The organism is Clostridium polynesiense, assembly GCF_000820705.1.
In the GTDB taxonomy this organism is placed as follows: Bacteria; Bacillota; Clostridia; order Clostridiales; family Clostridiaceae; genus Clostridium_AA; species Clostridium_AA polynesiense.
Window position 1 is genome coordinate 1 of sequence record NZ_CCXI01000158.1, and the last position, 16427, is coordinate 16427.

Annotated in this window: 17 protein-coding genes and 1 tRNA gene; 13 read left to right on the forward strand and 5 right to left on the reverse strand. The window is 33.5% G+C overall.

Annotation, left to right across the window (positions count from 1 at the left end):
- Window positions 1-413 precede the first annotated feature (413 nt).
- The 9 genes from trkA to TA89_RS17060 all read left to right on the forward strand — a co-directional run bounded on the left by trkA (window position 414) and on the right by TA89_RS17060 (window position 9563).
- Window positions 414-1820, forward strand: coding sequence for a Trk system potassium transporter TrkA (trkA, locus tag TA89_RS17020; protein ID WP_040215146.1), 1407 nt, complete (start codon window positions 414-416; stop codon window positions 1818-1820).
- Window positions 1771-3222 (forward strand): TrkH family potassium uptake protein, encoded by a 1452-nt coding sequence (locus tag TA89_RS17025; RefSeq protein ID WP_040215147.1) that lies wholly within the window; start codon window positions 1771-1773, stop codon window positions 3220-3222. Before trkA ends, TA89_RS17025 begins: the two co-directional genes overlap by 50 nt.
- A 105-nt stretch (window positions 3223-3327) precedes the next feature.
- Window positions 3328-4260, forward strand: coding sequence for a ComEC/Rec2 family competence protein (locus tag TA89_RS17030; protein WP_052447591.1), 933 nt, complete (start codon window positions 3328-3330; stop codon window positions 4258-4260).
- Between the two features lie 35 nt (window positions 4261-4295).
- Complete coding sequence (locus TA89_RS17035; protein WP_040215148.1) at window positions 4296-4979, forward strand: Crp/Fnr family transcriptional regulator; 684 nt, start codon at window positions 4296-4298, stop codon at window positions 4977-4979.
- A 70-nt stretch (window positions 4980-5049) separates the two neighbouring features.
- A complete protein-coding gene (locus tag TA89_RS17040; RefSeq protein WP_040215149.1) occupies window positions 5050-5808 on the forward strand; it encodes a formate/nitrite transporter family protein in 759 nt (252 codons plus the stop codon).
- A 74-nt stretch (window positions 5809-5882) separates the two neighbouring features.
- On the forward strand, window positions 5883-6935 hold the full coding sequence (gene asrA / locus TA89_RS17045; RefSeq protein WP_040215150.1) for an anaerobic sulfite reductase subunit AsrA: 1053 nt from the start codon (window positions 5883-5885) through the stop codon (window positions 6933-6935).
- Window positions 6935-7726, forward strand: a complete 792-nt coding sequence (asrB, locus tag TA89_RS17050) for an anaerobic sulfite reductase subunit AsrB (protein ID WP_040215151.1) — start codon at window positions 6935-6937, stop codon at window positions 7724-7726. Before asrA ends, asrB begins: the two co-directional genes overlap by 1 nt.
- Before the next feature lie 9 nt (window positions 7727-7735).
- On the forward strand, window positions 7736-8686 hold the full coding sequence (gene asrC / locus TA89_RS17055; RefSeq protein WP_040215152.1) for a sulfite reductase subunit C: 951 nt from the start codon (window positions 7736-7738) through the stop codon (window positions 8684-8686).
- A gap of 289 nt (window positions 8687-8975) precedes the next feature.
- Window positions 8976-9563 (forward strand): 5-formyltetrahydrofolate cyclo-ligase, encoded by a 588-nt coding sequence (locus tag TA89_RS17060; protein ID WP_040215154.1) that lies wholly within the window; start codon window positions 8976-8978, stop codon window positions 9561-9563.
- A gap of 55 nt (window positions 9564-9618) precedes the next feature.
- Here TA89_RS17060 and namA read toward each other — a convergent pair whose 3' ends face one another.
- On the reverse strand, window positions 9619-10641 hold the full coding sequence (namA, locus tag TA89_RS17065; RefSeq protein WP_040215156.1) for an NADPH dehydrogenase NamA: 1023 nt from the start codon (window positions 10639-10641) through the stop codon (window positions 9619-9621).
- Window positions 10642-11025: 384 nt separating this feature from the next.
- Here namA and TA89_RS17070 point away from each other — a divergent pair, with 384 nt between their 5' ends.
- Window positions 11026-11400 carry a zinc ribbon domain-containing protein gene (locus tag TA89_RS17070; RefSeq protein WP_040215158.1) on the forward strand — a complete coding sequence of 125 codons (375 nt, stop codon included), beginning with the start codon at window positions 11026-11028 and terminating at the stop codon, window positions 11398-11400.
- A 63-nt stretch (window positions 11401-11463) separates the two neighbouring features.
- Here TA89_RS17070 and TA89_RS17075 read toward each other — a convergent pair whose 3' ends face one another.
- The gene (locus TA89_RS17075; protein ID WP_040215160.1) at window positions 11464-12348 is read right to left on the reverse strand and encodes a phosphatidylserine decarboxylase; all 885 of its coding nucleotides are present in this window, start codon (window positions 12346-12348) and stop codon (window positions 11464-11466) included.
- Window positions 12349-12469: 121 nt separating this feature from the next.
- Window positions 12470-13858 carry a pyruvate carboxylase subunit B gene (locus tag TA89_RS17080; protein WP_040215163.1) on the reverse strand — a complete coding sequence of 463 codons (1389 nt, stop codon included), beginning with the start codon at window positions 13856-13858 and terminating at the stop codon, window positions 12470-12472.
- Window positions 13859-14089: 231 nt separating this feature from the next.
- Here TA89_RS17080 and TA89_RS17085 point away from each other — a divergent pair.
- A tRNA-Arg gene (locus TA89_RS17085) sits at window positions 14090-14164 on the forward strand.
- Between the two features lie 118 nt (window positions 14165-14282).
- Here the strand turns inward: TA89_RS17085 and TA89_RS17090 are convergent.
- Complete coding sequence (locus tag TA89_RS17090; protein ID WP_040215165.1) at window positions 14283-14750, reverse strand: hypothetical protein; 468 nt, start codon at window positions 14748-14750, stop codon at window positions 14283-14285.
- Between the two features lie 180 nt (window positions 14751-14930).
- On the opposite strand from TA89_RS17090, the gene TA89_RS17095 reads away from it, so the two are divergent.
- Both TA89_RS17095 and TA89_RS17100 read left to right on the forward strand, forming a co-directional pair.
- Complete coding sequence (locus tag TA89_RS17095; protein ID WP_040215167.1) at window positions 14931-15113, forward strand: hypothetical protein; 183 nt, start codon at window positions 14931-14933, stop codon at window positions 15111-15113.
- Between the two features lie 294 nt (window positions 15114-15407).
- The gene (locus tag TA89_RS17100) at window positions 15408-15794 is read left to right on the forward strand and encodes a hypothetical protein (protein WP_040215169.1); all 387 of its coding nucleotides are present in this window, start codon (window positions 15408-15410) and stop codon (window positions 15792-15794) included.
- A 231-nt stretch (window positions 15795-16025) separates the two neighbouring features.
- Here TA89_RS17100 and TA89_RS17105 read toward each other — a convergent pair whose 3' ends face one another.
- Window positions 16026-16244: a hypothetical protein gene (locus tag TA89_RS17105; RefSeq protein ID WP_040215171.1), complete on the reverse strand. Its 219-nt coding sequence runs from the start codon at window positions 16242-16244 to the stop codon at window positions 16026-16028.
- Between the last annotated feature and the right edge of the window lie 183 nt (window positions 16245-16427).

Consider the following 16427-nt stretch of genomic DNA (forward strand, 5'->3'; position numbering starts at 1 on the left):
CTTTAAAAATTATATAAAACTATATAAAAATAAACTCCTGTATTTTAATATATCAGGAGTTTATTTTTATAATGTGAAAATTATTAATCTGCTTTTGATGTTCATAAGGCGTGAAAGAAATGAAGGATTTATATATTAAAAAAAGTTATACACAAGATGTTGTGCATAATGTGCATAACTATTACTATATATTGAAATATGATGAAAAATGTAAAAATAAGAGATTATTTATTGAATTGCTTTATCTGATTTAAAGGAGGCTTAGCTTTATGAGGAGGAAATATAGGAGTGCATATCTCATAATTATACATTATAATGGTAAGTAACCTGAGGAATAAAGGATGTATATAAATATATCTTTATATTAGAGGGGGTATAAATTAAATGTAACATCATACCATTTGGAGGAAGCCATGAAGATCATAATTATAGGTTCCGGAAAGGTTGGGTATACCCTGGCAGAGAACCTGGTTAAAGAAAAGTTTGACGTAATAGTTATTGACAAAAATCACTACGCATTGGAAAGGATAGAAAATAACCTTGACGTAATGTGTATAAAAGGAAATGGTGTAAGCACAGGAATATTACTGGAAGCTGGGGTAGATACTGCTGATTTATTAATTGCAGTTACAGAAAGCGATGAAATTAATATGGTGTGCTGCTTAACGGCAAAGAAACTGGGGGTACTTAAAACCATAGCAAGAATTAGGGACCCTGAGTATGCAGCGGAGCTGTCTATTTTAAAAGAGCAGCTGGGACTTAATCTTGTTATTAATCCCGAGCAGGCTGCAGCAGAAGAAATAGCAAATTCCATAAGCTTTTCTTCCGCAATTAATATAGAAAGCTTTGCTAAAGGTATGGTGAAAATGATAGATCTTAAGGCAACCGCCGATATGAATATTGTGGGAAAAACCATACAAAAGATAGACAGAGAAACAAATTCCTCCGTACTTATCGGTGTTATAGTGAGGGCTGGAAAGGTTATTGTTCCAAAAGGAGATTTCATCATTGAAAATAATGATGATATGTATATAATAGGAAAGCACTCCTGCATTTATAATTTTTGCAAGCATTATAACAGAGAGCCTCAAAAGATTAAGAAGGTTATGATAGTAGGGGGAGGAAGAATAAGTTATTATCTTTCAAAGGCTTTAAATGAAATGGGTGTAAAGGTAAAGATAATTGAAAAAAACAGAGAAAGATGTGAAGAGCTTTCAGAGCTTTTGCCTGAAATCCTGGTTATAAATGAAGACGGCACCGATGAAGAAATTCTACTTTCAGAGAACATAGGGGATATGGATGGATTCATAGCTGTTACCGGAATGGATGAAGAAAATTTAATGTCTTCCCTTATTGCAAAGAGATCAGGAGTAAAAAAAGTTATAACTAAAATAAGCAGAACTAACTATATTAATATTGTAAAGGAAATCGGTTTAGATTCAATTATAAGTCCTAAGCTTATAATTACTAATCATATATTAAGATATGTTAAGGGAAAGAAATTGGACGCCTTTTTAAGACTAATAGATGGACAGGCAGAAATACTGGAATTCGTAATCAAGGATGATAACAGAATTTTAAATAAGCCTATTAAGGATTTAAACATACCTAAAAATGTGATAATTGCTACTATAGTTAGAAAAAATGAAGTTGTTGTCCCTCATGGCAGGGATATGTTTAAAAAGGGGGACAGGATAGTAGTAATATCTATGGGGAAAAACATCTCCAGCTTAGATGAACTATGTATTACTACACCTGGAGGAGCACACAATGAATTCTTTAATGGTATTAAAAAACTTGGGAGTCTTATTAATATGTGAAGCTATTGCAATGATTCCATCATTAATTGTGGCGGTAAAATATAAGGGCAGCGATGTAAATGCCTTCTTATATACAATACTTGTTTTGGTTTTCCTTGGAGGAATATCAAGATTTATAAAGCCTAAAAATAATAACATATATGCGAGAGACGGTTTTGCTATCGTGGCTTTTGGATGGATATTGGTGTCCTTTTTCGGAGCACTTCCTTTTTATTTCAGCGGAGCAATACCTTCTTTAATAGACAGCTTTTTTGAGGCAAGCTCTGGTTTTACAACCACCGGAGCAAGTATACTAAAGGCCATAGAAGGTCTCCCTCATGGTATTTTGTTTTGGAGGAGTTTTACCCATTGGGTAGGGGGTATGGGGGTTTTGGTTCTTACTCTTGCAATACTTCCTTCCGTAGGTGCAGGAACCCTTCAGATTATGAAAGCAGAAAGCCCTGGCCCTTCTCCAGGAAAGCTTGTACCAAGAGTAAAGGAAACTGCAAAGATACTTTACGGAATTTATCTGGTTATAACCGTGTTAGAGATAGTTCTTCTTATGATGGCAGGTATGAGCTTGTATGATGCCTTTATACATGCCTTCGGAACTGTGGGAACCGGTGGATTTTCCAATAAAAATTTAAGTGTTGGAGCATATAATAACATACTCGTAGAAGTGATTATAAGCATATTTATGTTTATATGCGGAGCAAATTTTACTTTATATTATCAAGCTTTAAAGGGAAATATAAAAGGGATATTTAAGGATGAAGAGTTTAGGCTTTATGCAGGCATTGTAATTGTTTCTATTCTCCTTATAACCTTTAATTTAACAGGAAGTATATTTAATTCTTTCGGAGAATCTTTAAGACATGCTTCCTTTCAGGTGAATTCTGTAATAACTACCACAGGGTATGCTACAGTAGATTTTAATACCTGGCCTGTATTTAGTAAAATTATACTTTTTGTTCTTATGTTTATAGGAGGCTGTGCAGGATCCACAGGTGGAGCTATAAAAAACATAAGGATACTTATTTTGTTTAAAACTATGAAAAGAGAGCTTTTAAAGATAATACATCCAAGAGCAGTGTACTCCATAAAGATAGGCGGAAAAACCATAAATGAAAAAACGCTTTCTGAGATTCTAACCTTTTTCTTTATGTATATATTTGTATTTATAACTGCGGTTATCATAGTAGCCCTAGATGGCAAGGATATTGTGACAACCTTATCCTCTGTAGCTGCTACTCTCGGTAATATAGGTCCCGGATTTGAATTGGTAGGACCTGCAGGTAACTTTTCAGAGCTGTCACAGCTTAGCAAGATGGTTTTATCCTTCTGTATGTTAATCGGAAGACTTGAAATATATCCTATACTGCTACTGCTTGTACCTAGCTTCTGGAAAAAGGTTAATATATAGATGAATTTTAATTAATACATATTAAAGAATAAAACAATAACATAGAAAAATCACTCAAAAAGCTTTATGTAAATTTTTATAGCTTTATTTGAGAAAGGAGAACAAATGAAGATAATAAGAGGAAGATTTTTAAGTTTAATTTTTATAATAGCTTTATCATTAGGAATTACTGCCTGCGGCAATCCCGTGCAGCAGAATAACAGCGAAAAGATTACAGGGGGGAATACAGAAAAAAGCGAAACTGCAAACAAGGAAGATAATAAGGGTAAAGCTCAGCTGAATGGAAATCTTACTGTACACTTTATAGATGTAGGTCAGGCAGATTCTATATTGATTCAGCAGGGAGAACATTCCATGATAATAGATGGAGGAAATAATGCTGATGCTCCTCTTGTTAAGGATTATTTATCCAAGCAGGGAGTTAAGAAGCTGGATGTAGTGGTGGGAACCCATGCCCACGAAGATCATATAGGAGCTTTAGATGATGTTATAAAGGCCTTTCCTGTAGATAAGATATATTTTCCTAAAGTGGAGGCAACCACTAAAACCTTTGAAAACTTTATAAAGGCAGCTAAAAGTAAAAACCTACAGTTTACCAAGCCTGAGCAGGGAAAAACCTTTAAGCTAGGAGATGCGGTGTGCACCATTATGGCACCTATAAGCTCCAAGTATGAGGGTGCTAATGACTACTCTATAGTTTTAAAGGTTCAGTATGGGAATAATTCATTCCTTTTCACCGGAGATGCGGAAGCAGTAAGTGAAAAGGAAATGGTGAACAAGAAACTTGATTTAAAGGCTGATGTGCTTAAGGTAGGACATCACGGAAGCAGGACCTCCACCACCAGTGAGTTTTTAAAGGCGGTATCGCCTAAGTATGCAGTTATTTCCGTAGAAAAGGGAAATGATTACAAGCATCCTCATGATGTGGTAGTAAACAGGCTGAAAAAATCTGATGTTAAAATATACAGGACAGATGAACAGGGCACTGTAAAAGCAGTTTCCGATGGCAATAATATAAGTTTTACTACTTCAAAATAATTAATAGTTTAAAGTGTGGGAGAAAGGAGATTTGAATGGCTATATCTTTAGATGAGATTAAAGCTATCAAGGTTTTCAGCAGGGCACACTCAAGTACAGAAGTAAAAGCGCAGAAGGATTTTGTTAAAATATATTTAAAAAAGGAAGAAAAGCTATTAGAAGAACGTCAAAAAACAAACAATGTGTATTTTGTTTTAGAGGGTAAAGTAAGCATATTTAAGCTTACAGAAGGAGGCCAAAAAAAGATTATTTATCTATTAGGGAAGGGTGAAATGATAAATGACGATATATTTGGCAGGGATAGTTCTTCTGTGAGCTGTGAAGCCTTTGAGGATAGTATTATCTTGTCTATTAATATAAAAAATTTAAAAGCTTTAATGGAAAAAGATTTTATATTTACCACAGAGGTGCTTTCCTCAATAAGCACAAAGATGAGGAGGCTCTATAGGCAGCTTAAAAATACAGTTGCAACAAGGATAGACAGAAAGGTAGCTATAAAGCTTTGGAAGCTGGCTAAAGAGTATGGCGTAGAAGTAGAGGAGGGTACATTAATTGATCTAAATCTCACTATTAATTTCCTTGCTGAAATGCTTGGTCATCCTAGGGAAAACATTTCTAAAGCTATGAAGCATCTTGAGGAACAGGGGCTTATAGTCAATAAGTCTAAAAAAATAATAGTGGATTGTGAGAAGTTAATAAAATTTCACAAGGGTATGTGATAAATATCACATACTTTTTTTATATAGCTAATTATAATTTAATTAAAGTATGAAAGGTGAGGATTTAAACATGGAAATGATTGAAAGGGTTTCTCAAGCAGCAAAGGGTAAGCTGTCACTTCTTAATAAAGGAAAGGGCAGATATTTGGTTTCATCTATTTTAGCAGGAATGTTTATAGGCTTTGGGGTTATACTTATGTCTACTGTAGGAGGAATATTAAATGAAGCCTCATCTCCCTTCAGTAAAATATCAATGGGTGTCTCTTTTGCCATGGCTCTTAGTCTGGTTATAATGGCAGGAGCAGATTTATTTACCGGAAATAATCTGGTTATGAGCATAGGTTATCTAAACAAGGATATTAAAGCTATAGATGTGATTAGAATATGGTTTTTCAGCTATGCGGGAAATTTAATAGGTTCTATGCTTGTATCTTTTATTTTTGCAGGAACTGGACTTGCCTCAGGAACCACAGGAAAATTCTTTACTGCTTTATCTGAGGCTAAAATGAATGCTCCTTTTATTCAATTATTTTCAAGAGCGGTATTATGTAACATACTGGTTTGTCTTGCAGTATGGTGCGGAATAAAACTGAAAGAGGAAACTGCAAAGCTTATAATGATATTCTGGTGCATATACGGTTTCGTAGTATCAGGCTTTGAACACAGCGTAGCAAATATGACTTTATTCTCTACGGCTCTTATGATACCTCACGGAGCTGCGGTTACTTTGGAAGGTTTTGCTTATAACTTGTCAGTAGTAACCCTTGGAAATATGGTAGGTGGAATAATATTTGTGGCAGCTGCTTATTTTTACATATTAAAGGATTAATAAATATATACCTGCATATTTCAATTAAATGCTTCTGAAATAGTCAAGGGGTAAATATTAAGGAGGAATATAAATTGGGGATTAGGGTTAAAGTTGATAAATTTAATGAAATATTGAAAGCTATATCCAAAGATTATAAGGTATTTGCCCCAGTGGTACAAAAGGGCAAAAATACCTTTTCAGAAACAGATCTCATAGCTTACAAAGAAGTAAAATCCATAGAGAAAATAGAATTTAATAAAAAGGCTCAATATTCCTCCAAAGAGGCTGTTATGCCAATAACTCAGACTTTGTTTTATTTTACAGAGGAGAATTATACAGAGCCTAAGTTAGATTCTAAAAAGGTTCTTGTGTTTTTAAGAAGCTGCGATATACATGCTTTTAAAAGAACCGATGAAATATTTTTAAAAAATGGATTAATGGATAATTATTATAAAGTATTAAGGGACAAGATTAAATTTGTTTTAATGGGATGTGAAAAGAGCTTTGATAACTGCTTCTGTGTAAGCATGGGTACAAACACCACTGAAGATTATCAAATGTATGTAAAGCCTTCAGGAGATGAAGTGCTTATGGATATAAAGGATGAAGAGCTTAAGAAGATAGTTATGGCTTTTGAAGATGATAATCTTACAATGGATGATAATTTCAATTTAGAGGGCAACCTTGCTATTGAGGAGGTAAAACCGGAATTTGTTAAGGAAAATTCGGTAGAGGTTAAAATTTCCCAGGGAATAGATAAGAGCTTATTCAGCCACGAAATGTGGAAAGAATATGATGAAAGGTGTATTGCCTGCGGCAGATGTAATTTTGCATGTCCCACATGTACATGTTTTACCATGCAGGATATATTCTATAAGGACAATAAAAATGCAGGAGAAAGAAGAAGAGTATGGGCATCCTGTCAGATAGAAGGCTACACTGACATGGCTGGAGGTCATATCTTCAGAAAAGCCAATGGAGATAGAATGAGATTTAAAGTTATGCATAAGATATATGATTTTGAAAAGAGGTTTGGCTATCATATGTGTGTCGGCTGCGGAAGGTGCGATGACATATGCCCTCAATATATATCTTTATCAAACTGCATAAATAAAATAAATCATGTAGTGGGAGAGCTGAAATAATGGAAAATATATATATGCCTTTTAAGTCAGAAATATTGGATATCTATGCTCATACAGATATAGAATACAATTTCACCTTAGAATATAAGGGGAAATGCAGGCCTGGGCAGTTTTTCGAGGTTTCCCTTCCAAAGTATGGTGAAGCACCTATATCTATATGCGGTATCAATGAAAATTCTGTGGATTTAACTATAAGAAGGGTTGGAGTTGTAACAGATGAAATTCACAATATGCAGCCTGGAGATACTCTGTTTTTAAGGGGACCCTTCGGTAATGGTTTTGATATTGAAAATTATAAAAATAAAGAAGTCATAGTAGCAGCAGGAGGAAGTGGGTTGGCTCCTGTTAAAGGAATAGTAGATTATTTTTCTCAAAATCCTTCAGAAGCGGTAAGCTGCACCTTGATGGCAGGATTTAAATCTCCTAAAGATATACTGTTTAAGGAATCCTTAAAGGAATGGGAAAAGAATATTGGTTTATATGTAACAGTGGACGGTGCTGCTGAGGATTATGAAGGCAGAGTTGGACTTATAACTAAATATATCCCTTCACTGTCTATAAAGGATGCTGAAAATGCACAGGTGGTAGTAGTGGGACCTCCTATGATGATGAAATTTACAGTGGCAGAATTCCTTAAAAGAGGAATAAAGGAAGAAAACATTTGGGTTTCCTATGAGAGAAAAATGTGCTGCGGAGCCGGTAAATGCGGGCACTGTAAGATGAATGATACCTATATATGCTTAGACGGACCGGTATTTAGATATACTGAAGCTGCAGATTTGGTAGATTAGGAGGTTTCTATGGATATTAATACTAAATCACTGATGAAAAATGCCTTTAGAGTTACAAAGCATAAAGGAATAACAGCCATAAGAATAAGGGTCCCCGGCGGGCACTTAAATGTAAAGTATCTTGATATACTTAAAGAGATTGCAGACAAATACGGTAACGGAACCCTGCATATAACTACAAGGCAGGGCTTTGAAATACCGGGAATTGACATGAAGCACATACCTGAAGTAAACGAGCTTATTCAGCCTATAATAGAAGGCTTAAATATTAATCAGTCTGAGGAAAAAGAAGGCTATCCTGCAGCGGGAACAAGGAATATATCCTCGTGTATAGGAAACAGGGTGTGTCCCTTTGCTAATTACGATACCACCTCCTTTGCAAAAAGGATTGAAAATGCTGTCTTTCCAAATCACTATCATGTAAAGATAGCCTTAACAGGTTGTCCTAATGACTGTATTAAAGCAAGAATGCACGATTTTGGGATAATTGGTATGACAGAGCCTCAATATGACAGCTATAAATGCGTAAGCTGCGGAGCCTGCGTTAAAAACTGCCAAAAGAGAGCAACAGGAGCCCTGCGCATGGAAAACTTTAAAGTGGTAAGGGATCATGAAAAGTGCATAGGCTGCGGAGAATGTGTAAACAAGTGTCCAACAAGAGCGTGGGCACGCAGCGACAAAAAGTATTATAAGCTGGTTATAATGGGTAGGACCGGAAAGAAAAACCCAAGGATAGCTGAGGATTTCATTAAATGGGTAGATGAAGACAGTATCATAAGAATAATAAAAAATACCTATGACTACGTTGACAAATATATAGACAAAGAAGCTCCTAATGGAAAGGAGCATGTAGGCTATATAGTAGACCGAACAGGCTACCAAATATTCAAAGAATACGCCCTAAAGGACGTAAACCTCCCGCCTTTAGCGGAAGTAAAAAACCACATTTACTGGAAGTAAATGTATCTACCCCTGGGGTGCTTCCAGCAAAAGGAAGCACCCCAGGGGTGAATCCATAAAATGGAACAGGGCGCAGCTGTGATTAACAGCTGCCTTTTTATATCATTTGGATTATATTGTATAATGATATAAAGCAGATACTTAATCTATCAAAAATAAGCTGAGTAGATTAAGCAGGCTAAATAATATAAACAAATAAAATAAACTAAACAAACTAAGCTGTTTACCCAAACTAAACAAAAATAAGTGTATAAATAAATACAAATTAAAGAGTAAGGAGGTTTTAACTATGAATAATTTAAGTAAAAAGGATGTAAGAAAGAAGATAATAGCTCAAAGAGATATTCTTAGTGAAGAGGAGATAAGGGAAAGGTCTGAAATTATAAAAAATAAGCTCTTTGATATTGATGAATATAAGAACGCAAAAAATATATTTCTCTTTACCAGCTTTGGAAGTGAAGTAGATACCCATGAAATAATCAGGCAGGCTTTAAGACAAGGAAAAAGGGTAGCTGTTCCCAGAGTAAATAAGGAGACTAAGCTTATGGAAGCTAAGATTATAGATAATTTAGAGGATATGGCTGAAGGATATTACGGAATTCTGGAGCCTTCTGAAGCAGCTGAGGAAATGTCCCCTGAGTCTATAGACTTAATAATAATGCCTGGCGTAGCCTTTGATTTAAAGGGAGGAAGAATAGGCTATGGAGCTGGATTTTATGATAAGTTTCTCAAGGAAGTGTCTGAAAGCACTCCCAAGATTGCAATAGCTTATGAGCTGCAGCTTATAGAGGAAGTTCCCATGGAATCCTATGATGTTAGAATAGATGGAGTGATTACAGAGAAAAGAATTACTATATTTAAAAAGTCATCCTTTTAAAAAGTCACTTTTCAGGTGCCAGGCACCTGAAAAGTGACTTTTTTTCTTCTGGTTTTTAATATTTTGCTCTGTCGTACTGATGAGGATATTCTATTTCTTCTCCCAGTTCCTTTGCTGCTCTTAAGGGCCAGTAAGGTTCTCTTAAAAGCTGCCTTCCAAGGAAAACAAGATCTCCTCTGTTATTTTGTATTATTTCTTCTGCCATTTCCGGTGAGGATATGAGCCCGCCTGCTATAACCGGTATGTCTACAGCTTCTTTAATTTTTTCTGCATAGCTTATCTGGTATCCGGAAAATACATTTATTTTAGCATGAACTACTGCTCCGGAGCTTACATTTACAGCATCTATACCTTCTTTAGCTGCAAGCTTTACAACCTCTATGGTATCTTCTATATGATGACCGCCTTCTGCATATTCCTCTGCTGAAAGTCTTAAAAATATAGCTTTATCTTCCGGCCATACCTCTTTTACAGCCCGTATTATTTCTATTAAAAATCTAGCCCTGTTTTCAATGCAACCTCCATACTCATCCTTTCGTTTGTTGCATAAAGGAGAAAGAAATTCATTGATGAGATAGCCGTGAGCACCATGAATTTCTACAGCGTCAAATCCTGCTTCTAAAGCTCTTCTTGCTCCCTCCTTAAAAGCGTTTATCACCGTTTTTATATCTTCCTTAGTCATTTCCTTAGGAACTCTATAGCTTTCATCAAAGGCTAAGGAAGACGGTGCTATAGGCTCTATATAATCTATAATTGATTTTCTTCCGGCATGACCTAGCTGTATTGCTGTTTGTGCACCATAACTTCTGCATAAATCAGCTATTTCCTTTAAACCTTCTATGTGAGAATCCTTCCATATTCCAAGATCTCTGGAAGAAATTCTTCCTCTATCTTCAACTCCGGTAGCTTCAACGATTATTAAACCGATTCCCCCAATAGCTCTGGCGGCATAATGAATAAAATGCCAGTTATTAGCATGACCTTCTTCGTCAGAGGAATTCATGCACATAGGAGCCATAACTATTCTATTCTTAAGTTTCAAATTCTTAATTTTAAATTCACTGAATAATTTTGCCATTAAATATCACCTCTTGAATAAATTATATTTAAATTAGTAATTTATAGCAATTGATAATGCTTTTATTATGTTTAATATTTAAGAACAAAGAGTTAAAAAAATGTAACTTTTTCTCCAAAGAAAAATCAAGAAAAAGTTAAGAATATAATAAAACTGTAACTAATAATATACTTTAGTAAATAATGGCTCTAAAATATTGTGGATCAATAACAAGAATGATAATTATATGTATATAAACTATAAAGCTATTAAATTTATATTATTAATTATTAACTATATTAACTGAAAATATAGATAGCTCAAAACATAAAAAATTAATATTAGGTATTTATATATTTCAGTGCTATAATGTTCTAGGAAACTTGAATATAAGGTGGAGAGCACATGTTTTTTATAGGGATATTCGGTATAGAAAGCAAGCAAAAGGAAATAGGAATGTTAGAGGACTTAGGCTGTAAAAGTTGTTCTCGAAAAAGCCTGAAGATTATTAAAGTATATAATTATTTTCATTTTTTCTTTATACCTTTATTTAAATGGAATAAATCCTATTATGCCGTTTGCAAAACCTGCGGGGCTATATATGATATTCCCAGAGAAAAGGGCGAAGGAATAGAAAAAGGATATAAGGACTTAATTAATTATTGGGATTTAAAGTTTTCGGAACATAGTGAAAGCATCCAGCATACCTGTGAAAAATGTGGGAAAAAGCTGGAACAAAATTTCCTGTACTGTCCTTATTGCGGAGAAAAACAAAGATAAAATTAGTCAGCATAGATTTGATATGCTGACTTTTTTGCTTTTTTATATTAATTTAAATTAAGCTTATTTATTTCCTATGGTTTCTCCCATGATAACCTTAGTTTCATATCCTAAGGAGGTTTGATAAACTATGTCCTTATGGATATTTACAGCATCCTTTTTAAAGAAAAGTATAGTTGTAGAGCCACCAAATTTAAAATATCCCTTTTCATCGCCTTTTGAGACCTTTTCGAAAGGGGTATAGCTTTGAACTATGGTACCTACACAGGTTGCTCCCACTTCTACATGAATTATATCTCCAAAATTCTCCGATTTAAAAATGCTCCACTCCCGCTTGTTTTCGCAAAAGAGTTTAGGTATTTTTTCTAAGGCTATAGGATTTACAGAATAGTATCTTCCTTTAATCTTTTTTGTTTCTCCGCAGATTCCGTCATCTACGAAGTGAAATCTATGATAATCTGTAGGACACAGCCTTAAAATCAGACAGGTTCCACCTTCATACTCCATTGCGGTTTTATCATCCTTTAAAAGTTCTTTTAAAGAATAGGTTAAGCCCTTTATCTGAACTAAATTATCTAGATCTATATTTGTAAAAGCCAGAAGCCTTCCATCTCCAGGGGAAATAAGAATATCCTTATTTTTATCTATAGGTCTGCTTTCCTTAGAAAGCTTTCTTATGAAAAATTCATTAAAACTTGAATATTTCCCTGCAGGAGGCTCACATAGAGACATATCTATATCAAAATCCCTGATAAAGGCATCTACCTTTTTAGCGCTGAAGCTTGTATCGCAGTAAAGTCCGTATAATCTTGAAAAAAGCTTCTTTTTTATAAATAGCTCCGTAAGAGATTTACCTACAGGAGATGTGTAAACCCATTTAAGATATTTGTCTCCTGCTACCTTTTCAATATCATATTCCTTTGTTTTTCTATTATATATTTTAATCATATCATCTCTCCAGAAAATTTATAAAAATAATTGCTCCTACATTATAAGGTTTATAAAAGCTCCTGTAAAGGAGCTTTTAGTTTTGTCAGGTGCCAGGCACCTGACAAATTCCAAATCATATTTATATGACCTCAGCATTTACCTCTCTTCGAAGGTCTTCTGTTTTAGGTGCAGATTTTCTTTTTTTGAAAAACTCCTCTGCAATTTCCGGGAAGGAGATATAGGATAAAACATCTTCATCCCTTGTGGTTATATCCTTTAATTCCTCTTTTGTCTTTTCAAATATAGGCTCTAAGTTATCTGCAAATCTTTCTGTTATAGGGGTTTCTCCCCCTAAAGCCTTTTCTAAAAGCTCTGGATTTATTTCTCCGGGAGCTTTTCCATACTCTCCTCTGCAGTATGCTTTAACTTCTTTTAATATCATTTTATATCTTTCTCCTGTAAGGACATTTACAGTTGCCTGAGTACCTACCATCTGGCTCATAGGAGTAACTAGAGGAGGATATCCTAAATCCTCTCTAACCCTTGGAACCTCATTAAGAACTTCATCAAGCCTACCTAAAGAATTTTGAGCCTTAAGCTGTGAAATCATATTTGAAAGCATACCTCCAGGTATCTGATAGGTGAGAGCTTCCGGTTGAGGAGTTAAAACCTTAGGATCCATAACTCCTGCCTTTAAAAAACCTTCTCTTATAGGTTTAAAGAAGTCATTGATATATTTAAGCTTTCCGGAATCTAAGCCTGTTTCAAAACCTGCTGCATTTAAAGCGTGATGCATGGTTTCTGTAGGGGGCTGAGAAGTACCGCTGGAGAAGGAGGAAATAGCACAGTCAACACCATCTACTCCTGCCTCTGCTGCCTTTAAATATGCCATTTCCGCTAAGCCGTTAGTGCAATGGGAGTGAAGATAAACAGGAAGTTTAACCTCTTCCTTTATGCTCTTAACTATGTCATAAGCTGTCTGAGGCATAATAAGTCCCGCCATATCCTTAATACAGATAGAGTCTGCTCCCATGTTTTCCAACTGCTTTGCAAGCTTGGTATAATTGCTTATATCATGAATAGGACTTACTGTGTACACTATGGTACCCTGAGCATGAGCACCCTGCTTTTTAGTTTCGTCCATTGCAACCTCTATATTTCTGTAATCATTTAAAGCATCGAAGATCCTTATTATATCCATGCCGTAATACACAGCCATCTTAACAAAATTTCTTACCACATCATCAGGATAATGCTTGTATCCCAATATATTCTGGCCTCTAAGCAGCATTTGAAGCTTGGTATTCTTTACTACTGTCTTAATCTTTTTAAGCCTCTGCCATGGATCTTCATTTAAATATCTCAGACAGGAGTCAAAAGTAGCACCACCCCAGCATTCCAAGGAATGATAGCCTGCTTTATCCAGCTCATCTAATATTTCGGCAAATTGAGGAAAGGACATTCTGGTTGCTATTAAGGACTGATTAGCATCTCTTAAAACCGTTTCCGTTATATTAACCTTTTGCATATAAATTCACCTCTCTAATGGGATGTAATTTAATCCATATATATTATTTTACCATATAATGAAGGAATATATAATTTTTTTGCAGTTATATATGCAATTTTTAGAAAATTTAGAGAAGAGCAATTTATAGTAATGAATAAGTAAATTACCGCATATTTTAATATAGCTGCAAAGCACCTCATATTGACAATGTCTTTACTTTGCTATACAATAAATATTGCAATTTGATATGCCTCCATAGTTAAATGGATATAATAGTCCCCTCCTAAGGGATAGTTACAGGTTCGATTCCTGTTGGGGGTACCAGATATGCAGAGAAAATGGCTTAACCATTAGGGTTGAGCCGTTTTTTTATGACTTTTAGGGAATTAAAAGGGAATTAAAGCTATTAGGAAGAGATTAACCGTTATTAATTTGAAGGCAGTTACCTAATGTAATGAATACTAGTATACCTAATAACTAAGTTACGTAATTCTTCCGTTGCTTTTAAGTCTAAAGGATTACGATCTAATTTTTTAATTACTGGAATTAAAATCGATAAATCATTTTTCTGTAATACTTCAGTAATTGTATTATTATTAGTAATATTATTATTTAATGTCCATAGAACATTATCTAAATCTGTATTTTCTTCGTAATATGAGGTGTATTTGTACAGTGCAGATGCCTCTGCAGTACCACAAGATAACATAGCAATTGCTAATAATTTATCCCTGTTCTCATTTTCTATGAATTCAATTCCTATAGAAATTGTTTGTAATGCAATAGAAAATTCAGTATTAGCAGTATCCATTTTACTTTCATACTCTTCTTTTTGGAATAATTGAAATATATTAAATATAAGAGATACAGCTAATAAGATAAGTATTAGAAGCTTTTTTGTTTTTGTCATTTTATATATATCTCCTTTTATATTGTTATAAAAACATAGATTTTTTATTATAAGGTAAATTTCTTATATCTAATTATAGATTCAATACCATTAATTTACAACAGATGTTAGTAATACCTTGGTAATAAATAATATTCTCAAAAAATCATTAATGAAGAAGAAGGTTACTATAAAAAATGTTTGGATATTAACTCTGAATATATAGATAAAAATATTGAAGTGTATTTAAAAATAGGCTGCATTTATGAATACACAAAAGGTATGAAAGAAGAGCTTAGCTATCTTAAAGAGATTCAAAAAAAGCTTCCTAATAATGATAGATTAAATTATGTTATCAGTGAATTAAGCTTAAGCGTGAAATAATTTCATATTAAATTGGAAGCTAGTATTTTCAATAATTTATGTATTATTATAATTCATATGAAAATACATGAAAATTAGTTGGAGAAATTACCATTGTGGTTTAAGATATGCAGATAGAACGGCTTAACTTTAAGGATTGAGTCGTTCTTTTCGCCTCCAGGAATAAAAGTAATCAAAAATTATATTACAAATATTTGAAGAAATACTATTATATTGGATAAAATGCTGTATAATTATATATATCTGATTAAGGATTCTTATAATTTATCAGCTGCATTACTTTAGGGGGTATTTATGAAAAATAAATTTAAAGTCTTACTTAGTTTAATTTTTTTTGGTTTAATCCTGATAGGATGTGACCGCAAGGAAATTAAAGCTTCTGAAATAGTGGATGTGATTCAAAGTAACTATTTGTCTATAGAAATTAATGATAAAAAATTAGAAGCTGGAAGCAACAAGCAATATTTAATTGATGATTTCATACCCAGATTATCAAAATATACTTTAAAAACATATGATGGTGAATTTTCAAAGGATTATTCCTATAAGGTTATTATTACCTATAAAGACAATTCAGAAATTACATTAATAGATAATAAGTATTTAATGATTAATGATACAAAATATGAAATTATAAAGGGAAATATTAATTTTGATAAATTTTATAATTTTATTAAGTAAAGAATTTTCACGTAATTATATATAAATATAGTTTAAAAAGGTTGATCAGAGAGGCAACCTTTTTTATTATGAAAAATTAAAATAAGAGAGTATATTAAAATCTGCTTCAAAGAAAAACTGCTTAAACCTTTTTATATTAGGAAAATAAATTAACTCCATAAGCTTGCCCTGTATTCTAAATCTTTGGGTTCAAGGTCACCGTAAAGATTTATATCCAAAGCGTGCTGGGCTTCATGTTTTAAATAGAAAATGCTGAAGGAAGGCTTGTAAAATTTCTTTGATAACAATATTTTTAACCTTAGGTTCAGGTAAAGCTTCAAAAAGCCTTTTATAACTTTCAGCGAGTTTTTGTTTATCAGTAAATTGATTTAAATAAGCAATGGCACTGTGAAAATTCCCTTTAACAAGCAAACCTTTAAAAATAATTTTATTCGATTTTTTAATTTCCATGTGATAAACCTACCTATATAAAAACGTGGAATGATAAGCAATTTTTATGTAAATTCTCGTCAGATGATTAAAAATAATATTAACAAATTTATCAATATAAAAATATAGTATAGTATACCGGAATAAAAAAGATTTTATTTTAATATGAATATTAAGGTGTAGGTTGTCAATAATATATATGAG